Source organism: Aeromonas sp. 25-AL00135 (genome assembly GCF_054052385.1).
Genome location: NZ_JBSTYQ010000006.1, coordinates 188,205 through 205,992, shown reverse-complemented (window position 1 = coordinate 205,992; position 17,788 = coordinate 188,205). Strand labels below are relative to the sequence as shown.

Here is a 17,788-nt window from a genome sequence, read left to right as displayed (position 1 = left end):
GCCCCACATGAGCAATCAGTAGCCAGGAATCAGGGGGGGGATTATTGCTTGGTGACACGCAGGGTGGCGTTGTATTTGAGCCGCCCATGGGAAATATGTCTGTTTATCTCGCTCAGTAGCGTCTCTTTATTGATGGGCTTGGTGATATATCCATTCATGTCATGGGAGAGATAGTATTGCTTGGATTCCGGCATCGCATCCGCCGTCAGGGCGATGATGGGGATATCTGCCCAAGGCATCTGGGAGGTGCGGATCCGGGTGGTGGCCACCAGGCCATCCATCACTGGCATCTGGACATCCATCAACACCAGATCAAATTCGGTGTGACCCAGTTTCTCCAGCGCCTCTTCTCCCTGAACGGCCAATGTGACCTGATGGCCCACGGAGTCGAGCATGGCGCCGATCACCTTGCGGTTGGTGGCATTGTCATCAACCAGCAAGATGCGATAGCTCTCCTGATCCAGCGGCTTGGACGGCAGGCAAACAATCGAGGGGGTCGTGGCTCTAGCGGGCCAGATGTAGGTAAAAGTACTGCCATGTCCCTCACTGCTCTCTACCGAGATATCGCCGCCCATCAGGCGTGCGAGGTTACGGGATATTTCAAGTCCCAGGCCCGATCCGCCATATTGGCGGGTGATCGAGACATCCGCCTGGGCGAAACGTTGAAACAGGTTCTTTAGCTGACTTTTGCTCATGCCGATCCCTGTGTCCTGGATCGAGATGCGTATCGAGTGGCGATCCTGCTCCAACAGGGTGCTATCAACATGGATCTTTACTTCCCCCTGATGGGTGAACTTGATGGCATTGCTCACCAGGTTGAAGAGAATTTGGCGCACCCTCAGCGGGTCGATCATCAACCACTCCGGCGTATCGGGGGCAACAGCCAGGGTCAGTTTGATCCCTTTTGCATCGCAGTTGCTCTGCATCAGGGCCCGGATATCCTCCAGCAACTGGGGCAAGTGATGGGGGGCCAGTTGCAGCTCGATCTTGCCCTCTTCCAGCTTGGATACATCCAGAATGTCGTTAAGCAGACCGAGCAGATGGTTTGCCGATTCGCGCGCCGTCTCCAGATAGTCTCGCTCCCTCGGATCCATATCCCGGTCGGCCAGCAGTGAGAGCATGCCGAGAATGCCATTCATGGGGGTGCGAATTTCATGGCTCATGTTGGCCAAAAAGCTGCTTTTGGCTCTTGTGCCTGCCTCTGCCGCCTGATTTGCCCGCAGCAGTTTGTCATTGAGCTGCTGCATCAGTTTGTGTTGCAGAAACGAGATATTCATTTGCCGCCAGATCAGCAGGGCGAGCACAAAGAGCAGCGCAAATTGCAGGGTCGCGATGAGTGTCGTCGTGATGATCTGCTCCCTCACGCTGTCGCGACGCGCCACATCAAACAGGGTCGCCTGCTGGTTCACCTCCAGAGTCAGCTGATGGAGCAGGGGGAGCAGGGAGGCAAGCTGTTGGCGCAGCTCCTGATGGGCAAGATTGTCGAGCGGCTTGGTGGCTTCCGGGCCGAGCCAGATATCCGCCAGAGAGATGTAGGATCGAATGGCTTTGCTTGCCTGCTGGTAGATCTCTGTTTGCTGAAGCAGGCTGCGATCCTTGCTCTCCAGCACCAGATCCATGCGGCTGACCAGAATATCGTATCTGAGCTGGAAGGTCGGTTGCGACTCATGGAGCAGCGAGCTTTGAAAACGCAGCGCTTCGTTATAGAGCTGGAAATAGTTCCACATCACGTTGTCTTCGCCCTGGCTGGTACTGCGCTGCAGATCCTGAAATTGCCGGTACTGAATGGTACCAATACCGGCAAAGGCTAGGAGCAGCACACAAAGCACCACAAACAAGAAACGTTGACTGGCCGCCATGGAACGCATGATGGGATCTACTCCACTTTTATCGCACTGATCTGCCAGATAGCCCGACCGTAATAGAGCTTGTTTTGCAGTTCGGGATATTGATCGAACGGATAGACAAGGAACAGCGGCCCTTTGTCACGCACCGACAGTGGCTTGCCATTGATCGTGCGGGCGAGGATGACCCGATACTGCTCGGCATCGCTTGTCGGCACCTGTACCGAGTAGTCATTGAGCGCGGTAATGGTGAGCTGTTTGCCGGTTGCCCCGACCTTGGCCAATACATCTTGCAGCAGCGGGCCGCGAAAGGTCTTGGCTTCGTCATACCAGGGGGTATGGGTTTTGATTTCGTGTACCGGTAGTTGATCCAGCATGGCGCTGTCCCACAGGGCCAGAGCCTGATGAGTGGGGCTGCTGATGGCGCCTTCAACCTTCAATACGGCACTGTCAGAGGTGGGGGCTGCGTATGCGGTGCCGCAAAGGGCTACCAGCAGTGGTGCGATGTAAAGGCCTGCTTTCATGATCTCTCCTTCCTGGGAAATGGCGGCATGGGTGCCGGGCCAACGGTGGCTTGTGAGCTGTGTCTAAGGGCAAGCAATAATCGGGCCCGGTGTAATGGGCTTGAATTATCAGTCATTTAGCCTGTTATCGGGCGATCTCGGCCCAGGTGAATTGCAGTTTGCAACGTGCGGGGGAGGTTAATTGCAATTTGGCAATCAAAACGAGGAGTGGGTGTCGGTGAATAAGGCGCAAAGAGTATCATTTGGAGAACAAGAGCCGTGGCACTGCCCGGCATAACATTTGCAACGTGCTGAATGCCGTGACAGCAAATAGTCTGAGAATCGACAAGGAGCTAGCGATGGAAAGCATGACTTACACCCTTAATGATATCCAGGTAGTGGTACTGGAAAACGAGTTTGACGCGATGGCCGTCAGTGAGCTCCGCCCGTTGTTTGAAACCCTCTCGACCCACCCGGGAGATATCCTGGCCGATATCAGCGATGTTCATTTTATCGACTCATCGGGGATCGGAGCCTTGGTATTTCTCTATAAAAGATTGATTATGAACGGGCATCAGATGGCCCTTGTCTGTGGACCCGGTCAACCTCATGACCTGCTGGAAATGCTGCATATCGACCGGGTGATCCCCTGCCATGAGAGCATCAAGGCCTATATGCGTTCCCGTGGCATGATGGCCGCTGCATCATGAAACGCTTTGGTATCCTGCTCTCGTCCATTCTGCTGTCGGGTTGTGCGCAGTGGCCGCCACAGGGGTATGGCGGCATGGCAGAGGCAAGACCCACCCGTATTCCGGTCAATGAGGATGAACGGCGGGTCTGGTCTCGTTATGATGAGCGTCAGAAGGAACTCGACTTGCAGCTGACGGAATTAAAGCAAGCGAGTCTGCAGGGGTGTATGCCTGCCGAGTTGAAACGACTACAATCTCAACGTATTGATATCGAACGGGATATGCACGGACGGCTCTGGTCGGATGTAGCCTGGCGTCAGACCGTGTTGGCACAATCACTACAACAAGTACGTTTGCGGCTGCAACAGACAACAGCGGATGGCTGTCGTGCTGATTGGTCAGGGCTCCCCTTACGCCAATGGGGGCAGACGTAACAGACGAAAAGGATGTCTATGAAACGGGGCGCTCTCGAAGGATTGATCTGTGTTCTCTTGCTGTTGTTCACCTGCCCGTTACTGGCCTCCACCTTGTTGGCTCCCGGTGATCGGTTGGCCATAGTGCAACCCGGTGAGCCTGCTTTTGATCAGCCTTTCCAGATCAACAAGCAGGGGGAGATTGCACTGCCTGAAGTTGGCAACGTCGTGGTGGGGGGGAAGACCCTGCAACAGGCGGATGAGCTGATCCGCACCGCCCTCAAACCTGTTTACAACAACCTCTCTCAATTGACCGTCACCTTGCTGGAGAAGCGGCTGCTGATCAGCGTGATGGGCTATGTCAAAAAACCCGGCAGTTATGATCTGGCGCCCGATGGCAACGTGCAGATGGCCCTCGATGCCGCTGGCGGTCTGGTGCCCGGTGCCCAGCTCAACAACATGCAGGTGCGGCGCGGCAGCACGGTATCTAGCTTCGACTACAAGCGTTATCTCGATACCGGCGATGCCAGCGTGTTGCCGCCATTGCAATCCCTCGATGTGGTGTTCGTGCCAGCATCCCCTTTGATCGGCAACGTGCAGATTGATTTTGATGCGGCAACCCTGGCGGCAGGCGGGGATGGGGATACCGGCAAGGCGATCAAGGTGTTTGGCGAGGTCAACAGCCCCGGCGCCTTCAGTTTCAAGAGTGGCAACTCCATCGTGGATCTGCTGATGCGAGCCGGTGGGGTGACCCGTTTTGCCGGGGTGGAGCGGATCCGGGTGATCAATGGTGATGCCCCCGAACTGTTCGATCTCAAAGCCTATCTCGACTCCGGCAACAACAAGCTGCTGCCCAATCTGGCGCCGGGCGCCACCATCTTCGTGCCCAAGGATGAAGAGCAGATAAAACGGGGGGCACGTACCATCTACATCATGGGCGAGGTGTTCAAACCCGGCGCCTATGAGGGGCGGGAAGGGGACTCCTTCCTCGATATTCTGGCCAATGCCGGCGGCCCGACCCGCTATGCCGAGAGTCGCCAGATCCGTTTGCTGCGCACCGATGGCACGATCGAACCCATCGACTTGCAGGCCTATACCGAGGGGATGCAAAAGGCGCTGCCCCAAGTCAAACCCGGTGATGCCATCTTTGTGCCGGAAAAGACCGATATCAACGAGAAGTCCTGGTTGAAGGTGGCCCCCGGGCGGGCGGTGATGGTGATGGGGGCGGTGCGGATCCCGGGCCGTTATGAATGGTCTGACGAAATGTCGCTGCTGGATCTGATCGCCCACGCCGGTGGCCCCAGCGAGCGGGCCGATATCGCCAAGGTGCAGATCCTGACCGCCGAAGGGGGGCAGGCCACGCCAACCCTGTTTGATCTCGACAAGTTCCTTCATCAGGGCGGGGCGCTGGCCAGCCTGCCGAAGATCCGGGCCGGATTCACCATCATGATCCCCGAGCTGCCCACCGATCCCAGTGACAACAAATCCCAGTGGGTGCGCCAGTCACCGGACAGTTCCATCTATATCTTCGGTCAGGTCGGGGCCCCCGGTCGCTATGCCTTCAATGAGCAGATGGGCTTTATCGACATCCTGTCGGCCGCCGATGGTCCGACTGCGGCGGCGGATCTGCGCAATGTGCGCATCGCCCATCGCAGTGGCAGCACGGCGCGGGTCAGCAAGCTCGACCTTGCCCTCTACTTTGAAACCGGCGATGAAACCTTGCTGCCCAAGGTGCTGCCCGGCGACTCCATCTACCTGCCGGAGAAGAATCGTCCCTGGCTCGATGAGCCCAAGGAGAACACCATTCGGGTGTTGGGGGCGATTGCCCGCCCTGGGCGCTACCGCTTTGACTCCTCCATGACCCTGCTGGATCTGCTGGCCGAGGCGGGGGGCCCGACCAGCAGCGCCTATATCAAGAAGATTGTGGTGATCAACATGGCCACCAGTGGTCAGGGGGATCAGGCCCGCAGCTTCGATCTCGACGGCTTTGCCAAAGAGCCCGACTTTAGCCAGTTGCCGGTGCTGCGTGCAGGGGACACCGTCTTTATCCCTGACAGCAAAAGCAGCAACTGGGCCATCTTCATGGATGGCATGCGCGACATTTTGACCACGATCTCGGTGGTGGCCCTGGTCGGGACGCTTTGATATGAGCATCCCCATTCAATATCTGGAGCTCGAATCCCTCTACGCGGCGACGGTCGCCCGGGGGATCCGCTCGCTGGCGGTCACCTCGTCGGAAGGGGGGGAGGGGGTGAGCTCCATCTGCGATGCGCTGGCAAGGCGCTCGGAGGCGGATGGGCTGCGCACCCTGCTGGTGGATCTCAACCTCTATCATCCCGGCCGCGCCACGGCGGTTGCCTGGGGGCCCAATGATGTGCCCGAGCCGGTGGCCACTGGCCGCTCCTTGTCCCTGCTCCCGGCGCCGGGCAAGGATCTGATGGCCTTTCGCAACAAGGATACCTTGCGTCAGCTGCTGGTTCGCTGGCTGGAGCATTACGATGTGGTGATCTTCGATACCTCGCCGCTCACCGCCCTCAATCGGGGCAATATTCCGGCCGATCAGGTGTGTGGGGCCTGTGAAGGTGCGCTGCTGGTGGTATTGGCCGGGGTGACCCCGACGACCGTGGTACAAAGTGCGGTGGATAAACTGACCCGTGCCGAGGCCAATCTGATTGGCGCAGTCTATAACGACAAACTCAACCCGGGGCTGGCTAGCGAGATCCTGCGCGAACTCAACCGGCTGCCCAGCAACCGGGTGACCGAATGGCTCAAGCGCTGGTGCCGGCGCAGTGCCTTGCTCAATTTCCGGATCTGATCGCCCGCTGATGGAGGCCCGATATGGATGACTGGTTGCGATCTGCTCCGGCAACCCTGCAGTCGGTGCGCGAACTGCGCAACCGGCTGGCGCAGGGACTCTCCCTGTTTCAGGTCTCCCCAAAGGATCAAGCCAACTGGCTGCTCTGTTTCAGTGAGCTGGCCACCAATAGCGTCAAACACACAGCTCCTCCCGCGACCCGGCTCTGGCTCACGCTGAAAGAGGATGAAACGGGTTTGAGTCTGATAGTGGAGGATGATGGTGGCCCGCAACCCGGCCTTGCCAGCGCGCCGTTACCCGATGAGCTGCAGGAGGGGGGATACGGGCTGGCGCTGGTGCACCAGCTGTTTGCCGAGGTGCACTTCTCTCGCGACGGTGAGCGCAATCGCGTGACCCTTCGCCAGCAGGGCCCGGTCAACCAACTGCCGGTGCTCGCGGTGATCGACGATGACAAGGTGATGCGTGCCCTGCTCACCGCCTATCTCCATGAGCACTACCGGGTTGAAAGTTATGCCGACTCCCATGCCGCCCTGCTGGCGCTCGGAAAGCAGCCCCCCGCGCTGGTGCTCTCCGATATCGAGATGGAGGGGATCGATGGCTTTGGGCTGCGCCAGCAGTTGATGAAGGATCCCAAGATGAAGGGGGTGCCCTTTATCTTCCTGACCGGTCATCAGGATCAGTGGACCCAGAGTCGGGCGGGGGCGCTGGGGATCGATGACTTTCTGGTCAAACCCATCACCAAGCAGGACCTGTTGCTGGCGGTTTCGCGGGTGCTGCAACGCTCGGAGCAGCTCAAGTCGCAATGGGGCGAGCAGCTGGATCAGCGCATGACCTCGGCGCTGCGGCCGTTATTGCCCGCCACCTCCATCGGGGGATACCAGCTGGCGTTGCAAACCCGGGCCGCCACCGTGGGGGGCGGGGACTTTCTGCTGGTCAAGGATCGGGTGCTGTGGCTCGGGGATGTGATGGGCCACGACGCGGAAGCCAAGTTCTTTGCCCATGCCTATGCCGGTTATCTGCGCGGCTTGCTGACTGCCCACGATCTGGAGCGTGCCCCCGCCCGTTTGCTGACCATCTTGTCCAATGCGGTTCACAGTGATCCGCTCCTTGGGGCTACCCTGCTCACCACCCTCTGCATTGAACTCGGCAACGAGGGGCGGGTGCAGTGGGCCAGCGCGGGCCACCCGGCGCCCTGGCTGGTCGGGCCCGGTACCATCCGTCAGGTCGGCGTGACCGGCCCCTTGCCCGGTTTGCGCCCGGATCCCCACTTCGTGACCAATGAGCGTCAGCTCAAGCCCGGCGAGATCCTGCTGTTCTGGACCGACGGCCTGCTCGATAGCCGTGACGCAGAAGAGCGCCAGCGCTGGGAGTCGCAGCTAAAAGAGATCTGCCTGACTTCGGGGCCCGGTCTTGAGCAACTGGCTCATCGCATTGCCCGCTGGTTTGATGAACGCATCAATGATGCCGCCCTCGATGACATGACCCTCCTGCTGGTCGCCTGTCCCGGCGCCTGATCCTGCCCCTCTTTACCTGACTGGCCCGCTCTATGCAGCGCCTCATTTCAGGTGGCATGGAGCCACGGGAGGAGGGCCTTATGTTACCCATGCAACAGATCTGGCTGGCCATCGATGCGCGTCAGGTCGGTGGAATAGAAGTTCACATTATCCACTTGGCCAACGATCTGCTGGCCAGGGGATTTCGCCCCACCATAGTGCTGGTGAGCAACCACGGCATGACCCCCTTTACGACCCTGCTCAAGCAACAGGGCTTGCCCTACGAGGTGTGCCACAACAGCCGCGATTTTATGCGCCGTCTGGCCCGCCAGCCTGCTTCTGTGCTGATCCATACCCACGGCTACAAGGCCGGGGTGCTGGGGCGGCTGACAGCCTGGTTCACCGGTAAATCGGTGGTCTCGACTTTTCACAGTGGAGATGACGGGGAGGGGTTGCTGAAGTTTTACAGCTGGCTGGATCGCACTACAGCGCGTTTTGCGAAGTGTATTGCAGTAAGCGAGCCCATCGCTCGCAAATTGCCTGTGCCGAGCACGGTGATCAGCAACTTTGTCCCCATGCCTGCGACGCCGGCTACGGTAACTGGCAACCGGATTGCCTTTGTCGGCCGCCTCTCGCCGGAAAAGGGGCCGGAGGCATTCTGCCAGCTGGCCGCCTTCTGCCCGGACGGGGCGTTTCATCTCTACGGGGATGGCCCCATGAAAAGCGCTTTGTTGCAGCAGTATGGTGATCGCGTCCAGCTTCATGGTTTCCAGAACATGGCCAATGAGTGGCACAACATCGACCTGCTCTGCATCACCTCCCGCTTTGAAGGGTTGCCGCTGGTGGCCCTTGAGGCGATGGCTCACGGCATACCGGTTTGTACCTTTGCGGTGGGGGGGCTGGTCAATCTGATCGACCATAAATCCAATGGCTGGCTGGTGGAGCCCGGCCATGTGCGGGATATGGCGGAGCTGGTCAACTACTGGCTGCGCAGCGATGGGGTGGTGCGCAGCAAAATGAGTCAGGCGGCCCGCAACACCATAGCCCGCGGATACAGCGTGAGCAACAGAGTGACCGATATTCTGGCCGTCTACGGCGCCTGAATCACGGAGAAACCTGTCAAAACGAGTGGCCGCTGGCCACTCGTTTTTTTATGTGCCGGTGTTAGGGGTTGCAGGGGGCGGATTGCTTCTGTGATCACGCAACGCTCGGGTTTCTGCGGTTGGTCAAACTGGCATCAGGCCTGTGGATGGGGCCAGATGATGGCGATCAGATCGCTGACTTCTTTGTGATCACCGCGGACGTGCCACAAAGATGCGCCATAAAAAAGGCCATTGCAGTGGCAATGGCCTGATGGGCGTTGAGATATGGTTGAGGTCGGCGCGGCGGAATTAGCGCCCCTTCTTGCCGACCATGATGGCAATCGTCTTGCCGATGATATGCATATCCTGCACCAGCCAGCGCCAGGGGTGGAGCAGGGCAACCGAGTAGGCCAGATCGAACGCCAGCTTGCTGCGCACATCATCCAGCGACTCGTCGTAACCCTGATTGACCTGCGCCAGACCGGTAATGCCGGGGGCCACTTCATAGGTGCGTTCGATAAAGTACGGCACCGCATCTTCCAGCCGGTTGGCGATCCCGGGTCGCTCCGGGCGGGGGCCGATCAGCGACATCTCCCCCTTGAGCACATTGATAAACTGCGGTAGCTCATCGAGCCGGGTTTTGCGCAGGAAGTCGCCGCTGCGGGTGATCCGGCTGTCCCCCTTGCCACACCAGACCGGCCCGGTAGCCGCCTCGGCGTCGGCGCGCATGGTGCGAAACTTGATCATGAAAAAGAGCTCGGTATGGGTGGCGTGGCTGCGCCCGATCCGCAGCTGACGAAAGAAGACTGGCCCCGGGCTATCGAGCCGGATGGCCAGCATGATCAGCGGCCACAACGGCAGCGTCAACAGCAGGCCAAGAGTGGCACCGAGCAGATCCATGCTGCGTTTGACCACCAGGGTCAATCTTGGAATGGGGTGTGTCATACGGCTTTCTCCTGTGACATGAAACGTATGGGGGCGCGCAGGCAGTAGCGCAGGGTGCCCATGCCGTTGTACCAGTGTCCGAGCACCAGATAGTGGATCTTGCGAAACAGATTGGGCCAGGGGTGCACAGGGGTCAGCTGGATCAGGATGACCAGCAGATACCCCAGCAGTTGCAGCCCCAGCAACAGCTGAAATAGCAGGGATTGGGTGGCCAGCGGGATGGCGCAGAGCCACAGCAGGGTCAGGCAGAGCGGCATCAGCACCCGCAGCCCCTTGCCACTGGCAAAGTTGAAGGCAACCCAGCCGAACTTGGGGTGCAGCAGGGGCAGCAACCGCAGCAGCTGCTGGGTGTTGCCGGCCCCGATCCGCTGGCGCCGTGTCGCCTCCAGCACGGCATCGGAAACTTCCAGCTCCAGTGCGGCGCAGCGATTGTCATAGACCGCCCGATACCCTTTGGCGATGGCCTGCATCGGCAGGATGAAATCGTCGTTGATGGTATCGGCGGCCAGCGGGGTGAGGCACTCCCGGCGCATCATGTAAAAGGCCCCGTGGGCCCCCAGCATGCCGCCAAGGGCCGACTCGCAGAGCTTGATCTGGCTTTGATAGTGCCAGTAACTCTCCTCGCCCTGAGAGCCCGGTTGCCAGAAGCGGTACGCTTCCCCGACCACCCCTACCTTGGGATCGGCAAAATGGGCGACCGCCAGCAGCAGGCTGTCGATGGGCAGCAGGGCCGAGACATCGGTGAGGGCCACCAGATCGCTGTGCACCCGGGTCATGGCCTCGTTGAGCACGGCGACCTTGCCGCGATTGCGGGGGTGATCAAACAGCCTGATCTGCAACTGCTGCAGGGCGGGATCACCGAGCTGGCTCAGCGCAATGGGGTAGCTGTTGTCGCTGCAGCCGTCGAAATGCACATGCACCCACAGCTTGTCGGCGGGGTAATCGAGGCTGGCGAGGTTTTGCAGCTTGGCTGCGATGGTCGCCGCCTCGTTGTAGACCGGCATCAGCAAAGTGATGGTCGGCAGCGCCTCATCGGCGGCGTCTGTTTTGAATCCCCGATCCAGGGGGCGGGGCGGATTGGCGACCTTGCGCGCCTGCCGACCACCGAATTTGAGCAGCAGGGGATAGCCCACATGGTGGTAGACCACCAGTACAGCGCACAGCCAGAACACGATCATGATCCATTCCATGGGATGCTCCTCTGGTCATCGGGTCGCTTGATCAGCGGCTGTAAAGCTGCTGATAGGCCTGAGCCATCCGGCTCAAGCTGCTTTGCTGGCACACAAACTCTCGGGTGACGGCACGCAGGCTATGGCACTGCAGCAACCCTTGTGCCAGAAGCTGGGCAAGGCGGCCGGGATCCCGCTCCGACAGGATATGGCCGCTGGCCTGACAGACGATCTCTCTGGCCGCCCCCACATCGCTCATCACCACCGGCACCCCGCACGCCTGTGCTTCCAGCACGCAGAGCGGCATCCCCTCCGCCAGCGAGGGGAGGCAGAAGAGATCCAGCCCCTGATAAAAGCGCGGCATGTTTTCGACCAGCCCCAGAAAATGGACCCGATGGGCGATCCCCAGCTGCTGACACTGTTGTTGCAACGCATTTTGCAAACTGCCGACCCCTGCCAACGCAAGATGCACCTCCTCCGGCAAGGTGCGGACCGCCTCCAGCAGCAAGGTGTGACCCTTGACCGATTCAAGGCGTGCGGCGCAGCCAATCAACTTGACTCCTTGCGGCAGCCCCATCTCCTGACGGGCGAGGGCGGCGGCGCCCGGGGCAAAACGCTGCTCATCGATGCCGTTGGGGATCACGGTTGGCGACAGCTGGCCCAGCTTGGCCAGCAGCTGGTTGGCCACCGGCGTGGCATCGGCCACCAGAATGGGTTTGAAGGCGCGCAGCCCCCACAGGGCCAGCGTGCGCTGATGGGGATCATCGAGATACCAGGCATCGTGCTCTGTGTGTACCAGGGTGGGCACCCGGGCCAGCCGACTGGCCAGACCGCCATAGAGCATGGGCCCCAGATGGTGGGTATGTACCGCGGCGGGCTTGAGTTGGCGCAGCAATCGGGTGAGCCGCCAGAGGGTTGCCAGCGACCAGCCCGCGGGCTTTTCCAGACAGTGAATGTGGCCAGCAAAGGGATGCAGAGCGGGCCATGCCCTTAGCACATCTCCTTTGCGCCCTTCGAGGGAGATGATATGCACCGGCTGCTCGGCAGGGCTCGCCTGAGTGAGGTTGAGCACCATGGTCTCCAGCCCGCCGGGCTGCAGGTGCTGCACGATTTGTACGACAGGTTGAACAACAGGTTGTAAGACGGGCTGGGCGCTGGCGCTCCCGCGGGGATGGGGTCTGTGCGACGGGGTTGATGACAACATGGTTCGCGCTCCGGCAAGGGAAGGGGTGACACCCCGGATAGCGGGAGAATGCGAATCTTGTACCACTCTTGCGATCTGCCCACAGAGGCGATCAGCTCCTCTGGTGGCATTGCCTTTGCATCGTGCGGGGGGAGGGCTTTTCTCAGGGAGTGATGCCATGCCTGTCCAGTTCTATTACAACCTCTACATCATTCTCTTTGCCGCCTGGCGCCGTCGTTATCTGCTGGTGATCCCGGTACTGGTGATGCCGCTGGTGGGCGTGACGGTCGGCCTGCTCACCCCCAAGGAGTATGAGAGCCGCACCACCTTTATGGTGCCGCAAGATGCCAACCAGACCCCGACCCTCAAGGATCTGATCACTCAGGAGAGCCTGAAAGATCGCTTTGCGGTGCTCGAAGCCCTGCTGCGCAGCCGTTATGTGCTGGATGGAGTGGCGCGGGATCGCGGTCTGGTCAATGACGAGACCCCGCCAGCTCAGCGCGATGCCATCATGGACTGGCTCTCGAGTGCCGTCTCGCTGCGGCTGATCGGCGATGAGGTGATCGAGATAAAGGTAAAAGCGGATTCGGCGGCCAACAGCGCCGGTTTGCTCGAAGCCATTTCGCGGCGCTTTTTCTTCAACCTGCTTAGCAAGGGGCGCCAGTCGGCGGAATCGTCCGAACGTTTCCTGCAAAGCCAGCTCGACAGCCGCCGCAGCGAACTGCAAGAGGCCGAGCAGCTGCTCGCCGACTTCAAACGGGAGCATGCCAGCGCCTTGCCCCAGCAGCAGAGTACCAACGTCGCCCGTCTCTATGGTTTGCAGGAGCGTTATGCCGAGAGCCTGATCACCTTGCAGCAGGCCAAGGCCCGGGTCGATCAGCTATCGCTGGGGCAGGAGAGCCAGCTGGCCCGCCAACTGGATGAGAAGCTGCAACTGATGCGCACCGAGCTGGTGTTGCTGCAGGCTCGCTACAGCGACGAGCACAGCAAGGTGCAGAGTTTGCGCTATCAGATTGACCAGTTGCAGCAGGAGTTTGAGCAGCTCAAATCCCAACCGGATATGGCCCGCGGGCCCGAGTGGCAGCTGGCCCAGACGCAGCTGACGGAGGCAGAGCAAAACGCCGCTGGCTTGAAGAGTCAGCTCGATGGGCTGGACAAGGTGGTTGACTCCCAGGGGGATACCGAGCGCCAACTCGCCGAGCTGGAGCGGGATCTTGCGGTCAAACGCACCCTCTATCAGGATTTGCTGCTGCGCTATGAGAAGGCCAAGGTGACCGGCGATCTGGGCAACTTCGAGCAGGGGGAGCGGATCAAGGTGATCGACAAGCCCTTTGCACCCAGCAAGCCGAGCAACTACCCGCTCTGGCTGTTTCTGCTGGCGGGCATTGTTGGCGGGTTGGGGCTCGGCTGCGGTCTGGCGCTGGTGGCCGAACTGGCGGATGCCAGCCTGCGCCGCTCCGATCAACTGGCCGCCCTGGTCAAGGCGCCGGTGCTAAGCCGCATTCCCTACTGCGAGCCGGTGCCGGACTATCCATCCAATAGTGATCATGCGCTGGATGGGCAGGTGTTGCCCTTGTCACCAGAACCGGGGTGATTGCCGTAAAAGCGGGCTGCCAGTCTGAATCTGGATATTTCTGAAAAGGCCTTGTGATAAGGCCTTTTTATATCGTGCAGATAGCGGAGTAAACATCGCGGCAGGCCGATAAAAGAGGATTGAGGCTGCATTTTTAATTTCCGCTTCTTGACTGTGGTTTTATCCAGTGATACAAGTGGAGCTGGCGTAAGACGTTGATAATACACTTATAAATCAGAAACCAGTCGGTAATCTGTGATTTTAAAATGAGTTAGTGGTTGTGATGACGAGTGGTAGGGTGGAGTTAGATGAAAGGTGTTACTCACTCATTAATAGTGCCTCCATCTAACTACAGGTTAAGGTAAATAAAGAGTGGAGTGTGTACATTGCTTCAGGAGTTAATGGTTTTTTTTGCATCAGCACGTGGTGTAGACGTATTTTGGTCGCCATTATCAGTTACTGTCCTAGGGGGGCTTATTCTAGCCATACTACTAAGGAATGGAAGCACAGACAAAGAAGCCATAAGGAGAAACAAAGGGTTAACGTTAACTGAAGTAAAGAATTTAATTCAGTCTGAATTGGATAATCGGCCTAGGCAGCAGTCAATACATGTCCAAAGTTCAAATAGTAAGAATCAATCAGGCAATGATGATTTTTTTGTTTTTTTTGTAATAGGGTTAGTATTCTTATCAGTAGGTTATGCTCGATATCAAAACCAAGTGTTAGATTACTCGGTAGTTGCAGCAACATCGCTCTTCGGTTTTTGGGTAGCAACAATATTATTCTCGTTATTTAAAGGGACTATTTCTGGTCGCGGATGGGCTACATATACAATTGTTGTTTGCGTGCTATCACTATTAGCTTTACCCATTCTTTACCTTTCATTAAACCCAATTTATGCTCCAGATGGTATAACCAATCTCCAGCAAGTAGCCACAGATTCTGGTTTTTTTGGGCTCATTAAAAATTATGGGGCGGAGGGAGTATCTTTCCTGTTTTTTCAAGTCATAGGTTTTTTTGTTTTATATGGGTCATGGTTATTCATACTACTTTCACTCATCTACATGGCTTCATCTACTTTGGTTGTATCAGGGGCTCGGGGGCGGCAACTTTGGTTTTGGTTGTCCATAAAAACATCTAAATTTGGCAAGCCTGTTAAAGGCACAATTATAGTTTCAGTATTGTACTTGGTTTCATTTTTCCTGATAAGTGGTTTGGTTTACAAATGGTTGTTACCTGTAAGCAATCTTTAACAAGCTGCAGAGTATTAATTTATGCAATGCTAGGCATTATGAGTATTTTGGAGCTTGGGTGATGGAGATAGCGGTGATACTCCACGTCAATATGGCAATAATGTTACGACCGTTGCCAGTTCGAGAGTGAGTTTTGGGGCAGAGAAGTGGCAAGATGGAAGGGTTTTGGCGAGTTAAAGAAACATATTACAGAAAGGCCGCGAACGTCCGATTACGCTTCGCTAATCGAACCTACAGTCCTTGCTTGCTGCAAGTATCGAATGTTGCAAGGCAGCTTATTTCAAACGTGAGGATCGATGAATCAACCCATGGCGCTCACTGATGGCTACACGTTTTGCATCGCAGGCACCGGTACGGAATACCGCTTGTGCGCTCCTTTTCTGCTCCCCGAAGCGGTAGACCCAGTAGCCATGCTGGCTGTTGTCAATCAGTCCCTCGACCTACATCCTTGTGCTGCATTATCACAAGATGCTTCAAGAGCTCGGAGCGCTGCCGCCTTTATGTTGCTATGTGTGGGACGAGCCGCGCAGGCAGAAGCCATTCTCCGAGAGGTGATCTCCGCGCAGATGGTTTCAGAGGACGATATTGCTCGCGTTAGCTCAGAACTACGCCTGGTGCAGGTTTTGCAGCGGCTCGACCGTTTGGACGAAGCTGTCAGCTTGGCCTCCCAAGTAGTTGAACGGTTGCAACCAAACTCCCTTATGCGGCATTTCGCACTGCATCATCTTGGCAAGGCTCTCGTACAGACCGGCGCCTATGATAACGCTCGCGCCGTGCTGTCAGAGGCGCTCTCTCTACGCCAGGCGCTGGGCAAGAGTGAACTTATCGCATCCACTCTGGGGGCGTTATCGTTGTTGCCCTCAGAAGAACAAGCGGCGCATCATCCATATGGTCAGACTTGGCATATTGGTCAATCGGGCGAATTTCGTCAGGGCGACTAGCCTTTTCGCGCTGTATTCAGGTCATCGTCGCCCCAAAAAAATCAGGGAGCCATGGCTCCCTAATCGCGACACACGGGGTGATAAATCAGCCGATGGCGGGCGCCAGTTGCCCGTTGGCGGGCTGCAGGCGTTCTTGGTTACGGCGTTGATAGCGCCAGGCCAGCAGTAGCGGCATACCGAGCAGCAGCTGGGCGGCCAGCGGGATCTCCTCGATGGGGGCGGCCAGTGCCCCTTCCGGAATAATGCCCCCCTCAATTTCGGCCGCCAGTTTGAGCTCCAGCGCATTGCCAAAGTCGGCGAAGGTGGTGGCATTGATAACAAACGCATCCTGACCGCCCGCCACGTTCTCCACATACCACTCTTGCAGCACCCCATCGGCATAGTCCTGACCTATGGTGATGCCGTTGATGGTATCAATGCCGGAGGCGAGCAGTTGATCCCGCACGGTAGAGGTATCCAGCCCGTTGTTCTGGATACCGTCACCTGACACATCCATCACCTGGCGGGCGGCGGTGTAGTTGTTGGTATCAAACTGCTGGGCACCAAAGGCCATGGCCGAACCGGGGGCCGTCATCCCCGCATAGGGGCGTACCAGGGCATCCAGGGTGGCAGCGAAGTTGTTGATGGAGGTCATATCGTAGAGGTGGAACCAGTCGGTCATCACGCTCTGCTGGTTGCTGCTGCTCCACATGATCATCTGTACGGCGATGGACCCGAGTTTGCCGCCACTGGTGTCGAGGATGGCGCTTTGTACATCCTGACTGTAAAAGGCGTCCACATACCCCTGTAATTGCAGATTGAATTCCGATGAACTGACGCTGCCCGACACATCCATCAGCAGTTGCAGTTCGGTATCGACTTCGGTCAAGGCGTATGCGGGGGAGGTTACCAACAACATCCCCAGCAGCCCTGCCAACGGTTTGAGTTTCATTGCTCACTCCTTCTCCCTGGCGCTAGTGCCAGCAGGGGGAATGAATAAAGCGTGCCAGCTTTGTTGCATCCTCTGACTTGGCTTGAGCCGGGTGAGACCGGGCAGGCATGGAACTTGCGAGAACTTGCGACAGCACTCAAAAGCGCTGATAACCGGCAGGAGTTGCGATGGAGATCCGTCCCTGGCAGTGGGCACCCAACTGGCTGCTACTTGGTTTGGCCAATCAGTGGGGCATGGTGTGGCTCAATATGGGCCACTTCAACCTGCTGGTGGTGTTGCTGATTGCTATCTGGTGGCAAATTGCATCGCGGGTTGCACCGAGCTGGCGCCCGCATCCACTGGCGCTCGCCCTCTTTATCCTGCTGATCCTGATCCCCAGCGCCAGTTGCAAGGCGCTGGCCTGTCTGTTGCTGGTGGCCTCGCTATGGCGCCGTCATCAGAGTGGCGATGAGCGGGCGGTGTTGCAGATTGTGCTCGCCTTTACCGTGGCGGTGTTGTGGGGGCAGCAGGTGTTTGCCCTGCTCTCCGGCCCTGTGCTGGCGCTCGACGCCTGGGGTGTGGGCCAGTGGTTGCAGATGCTGGGCTGGGAGACTCGCCTTGATGGCAATCGCATCGAGCGGTTGGGGGGCCATGCGCTGATCGTACTCAAGGGGTGCTCCTCGTTTTCTCAACTCTATCTGGTGGTGCTCTCCTGGCTGGTCTCCTGCTGCTGGCTGGCGCCGGAGCGCCCCCTCTACCGGCAGTGGCCCATGTTGCTGCTGGTTTGCCTGCTCTATATCGGGGCCAATCAGCTGCGGTTGGTGCTGATGAGCCTGGATCTGCGCTGGTATGGCTGGCTGCATACCGGCTCGCTGGCCCAGCTCTACCAGTGGGCAATCATGTTGCTGGTGATGACCATCCTCTTTCTAAGGGGGCGCCGTGATGCGCCTGTCTAAGGGATATCTGCGGTTGGTG

The 17,788-nt window shown here is 58.2% G+C and carries 16 protein-coding genes; 10 read left to right on the top strand and 6 right to left on the bottom strand.

All coding sequences use genetic code 11. The features are described 5' to 3' along the window. Positions 1 to 41 precede the first annotated feature (41 nt). Both ACW5XC_RS07595 and ACW5XC_RS07590 read right to left on the bottom strand, forming a co-directional pair. Positions 42 to 1,868 (bottom strand): ATP-binding protein, encoded by a 1,827-nt coding sequence (locus tag ACW5XC_RS07595; protein ID WP_042052834.1) that lies wholly within the window; start codon positions 1,866 to 1,868, stop codon positions 42 to 44. 8 nt (positions 1,869 to 1,876) lie between these two features. Then, the gene (locus ACW5XC_RS07590; RefSeq protein WP_042052833.1) at positions 1,877 to 2,368 is read right to left on the bottom strand and encodes a molybdopterin-dependent oxidoreductase; all 492 of its coding nucleotides are present in this window, start codon (positions 2,366 to 2,368) and stop codon (positions 1,877 to 1,879) included. Between the two features lie 338 nt (positions 2,369 to 2,706). On the opposite strand from ACW5XC_RS07590, the gene ACW5XC_RS07585 reads away from it, so the two are divergent. The 6 genes from ACW5XC_RS07585 to ACW5XC_RS07560 all read left to right on the top strand — a co-directional run bounded on the left by ACW5XC_RS07585 (position 2,707) and on the right by ACW5XC_RS07560 (position 8,860). Further along, entirely contained in the window at positions 2,707 to 3,057 is a 351-nt protein-coding gene (locus tag ACW5XC_RS07585) for an STAS domain-containing protein (protein WP_005333409.1), read from the top strand. Beyond that, the gene (locus tag ACW5XC_RS07580; protein ID WP_019445317.1) at positions 3,054 to 3,470 is read left to right on the top strand and encodes a hypothetical protein; all 417 of its coding nucleotides are present in this window, start codon (positions 3,054 to 3,056) and stop codon (positions 3,468 to 3,470) included. The genes ACW5XC_RS07585 and ACW5XC_RS07580 overlap by 4 nt, the downstream gene beginning before the upstream one ends. Positions 3,471 to 3,488: 18 nt before the next feature. Beyond that, positions 3,489 to 5,594, top strand: a complete 2,106-nt coding sequence (locus ACW5XC_RS07575) for an SLBB domain-containing protein (RefSeq protein ID WP_042052831.1) — start codon at positions 3,489 to 3,491, stop codon at positions 5,592 to 5,594. A 1-nt stretch (position 5,595) separates the two neighbouring features. Next, positions 5,596 to 6,264, top strand: a complete 669-nt coding sequence (locus ACW5XC_RS07570) for a P-loop NTPase family protein (protein WP_005360129.1) — start codon at positions 5,596 to 5,598, stop codon at positions 6,262 to 6,264. A 23-nt stretch (positions 6,265 to 6,287) separates the two neighbouring features. Further along, positions 6,288 to 7,778, top strand: coding sequence for a SpoIIE family protein phosphatase (locus ACW5XC_RS07565; protein ID WP_042052830.1), 1,491 nt, complete (start codon positions 6,288 to 6,290; stop codon positions 7,776 to 7,778). Positions 7,779 to 7,858: 80 nt separating this feature from the next. Next, positions 7,859 to 8,860, top strand: a complete 1,002-nt coding sequence (locus ACW5XC_RS07560) for a glycosyltransferase family 4 protein (RefSeq protein ID WP_042052829.1) — start codon at positions 7,859 to 7,861, stop codon at positions 8,858 to 8,860. 288 nt (positions 8,861 to 9,148) lie between these two features. Here the strand turns inward: ACW5XC_RS07560 and ACW5XC_RS07555 are convergent, their stop codons facing one another. Genes ACW5XC_RS07555 through ACW5XC_RS07545 form a run of 3 tightly spaced genes read right to left on the bottom strand, consistent with a single transcriptional unit; the run spans position 9,149 to position 12,061 of the window. Then, positions 9,149 to 9,784 (bottom strand): sugar transferase, encoded by a 636-nt coding sequence (locus tag ACW5XC_RS07555; RefSeq protein WP_042052827.1) that lies wholly within the window; start codon positions 9,782 to 9,784, stop codon positions 9,149 to 9,151. Further along, positions 9,781 to 10,974: a glycosyltransferase family 2 protein gene (locus ACW5XC_RS07550; protein WP_042052826.1), complete on the bottom strand. Its 1,194-nt coding sequence runs from the start codon at positions 10,972 to 10,974 to the stop codon at positions 9,781 to 9,783. Before ACW5XC_RS07550 ends, ACW5XC_RS07555 begins: the two co-directional genes overlap by 4 nt. Before the next feature lie 31 nt (positions 10,975 to 11,005). Continuing rightward, positions 11,006 to 12,061 (bottom strand): glycosyltransferase, encoded by a 1,056-nt coding sequence (locus tag ACW5XC_RS07545; protein WP_236727546.1) that lies wholly within the window; start codon positions 12,059 to 12,061, stop codon positions 11,006 to 11,008. A 253-nt stretch (positions 12,062 to 12,314) separates the two neighbouring features. Here ACW5XC_RS07545 and ACW5XC_RS07540 point away from each other — a divergent pair, with 253 nt between their 5' ends. The 3 genes from ACW5XC_RS07540 (at position 12,315) to ACW5XC_RS07530 (ending at position 15,903) form a co-directional block, all read left to right on the top strand. Then, complete coding sequence (locus ACW5XC_RS07540; protein ID WP_042052824.1) at positions 12,315 to 13,730, top strand: GumC family protein; 1,416 nt, start codon at positions 12,315 to 12,317, stop codon at positions 13,728 to 13,730. 380 nt (positions 13,731 to 14,110) lie between these two features. Further along, complete coding sequence (locus ACW5XC_RS07535) at positions 14,111 to 14,962, top strand: hypothetical protein (protein ID WP_143182527.1); 852 nt, start codon at positions 14,111 to 14,113, stop codon at positions 14,960 to 14,962. 296 nt (positions 14,963 to 15,258) lie between these two features. Then, positions 15,259 to 15,903, top strand: coding sequence for a tetratricopeptide repeat protein (locus ACW5XC_RS07530; RefSeq protein ID WP_143182528.1), 645 nt, complete (start codon positions 15,259 to 15,261; stop codon positions 15,901 to 15,903). 85 nt (positions 15,904 to 15,988) lie between these two features. Here the strand turns inward: ACW5XC_RS07530 and ACW5XC_RS07525 are convergent, their stop codons facing one another. Further along, positions 15,989 to 16,834: a DUF1194 domain-containing protein gene (locus ACW5XC_RS07525; protein ID WP_042052822.1), complete on the bottom strand. Its 846-nt coding sequence runs from the start codon at positions 16,832 to 16,834 to the stop codon at positions 15,989 to 15,991. 167 nt (positions 16,835 to 17,001) lie between these two features. Between ACW5XC_RS07525 and ACW5XC_RS07520 the strand changes: the two genes are divergently transcribed. After that, positions 17,002 to 17,769 carry a hypothetical protein gene (locus ACW5XC_RS07520; RefSeq protein WP_042052821.1) on the top strand — a complete coding sequence of 256 codons (768 nt, stop codon included), beginning with the start codon at positions 17,002 to 17,004 and terminating at the stop codon, positions 17,767 to 17,769. Positions 17,770 to 17,788 lie beyond the last annotated feature (19 nt).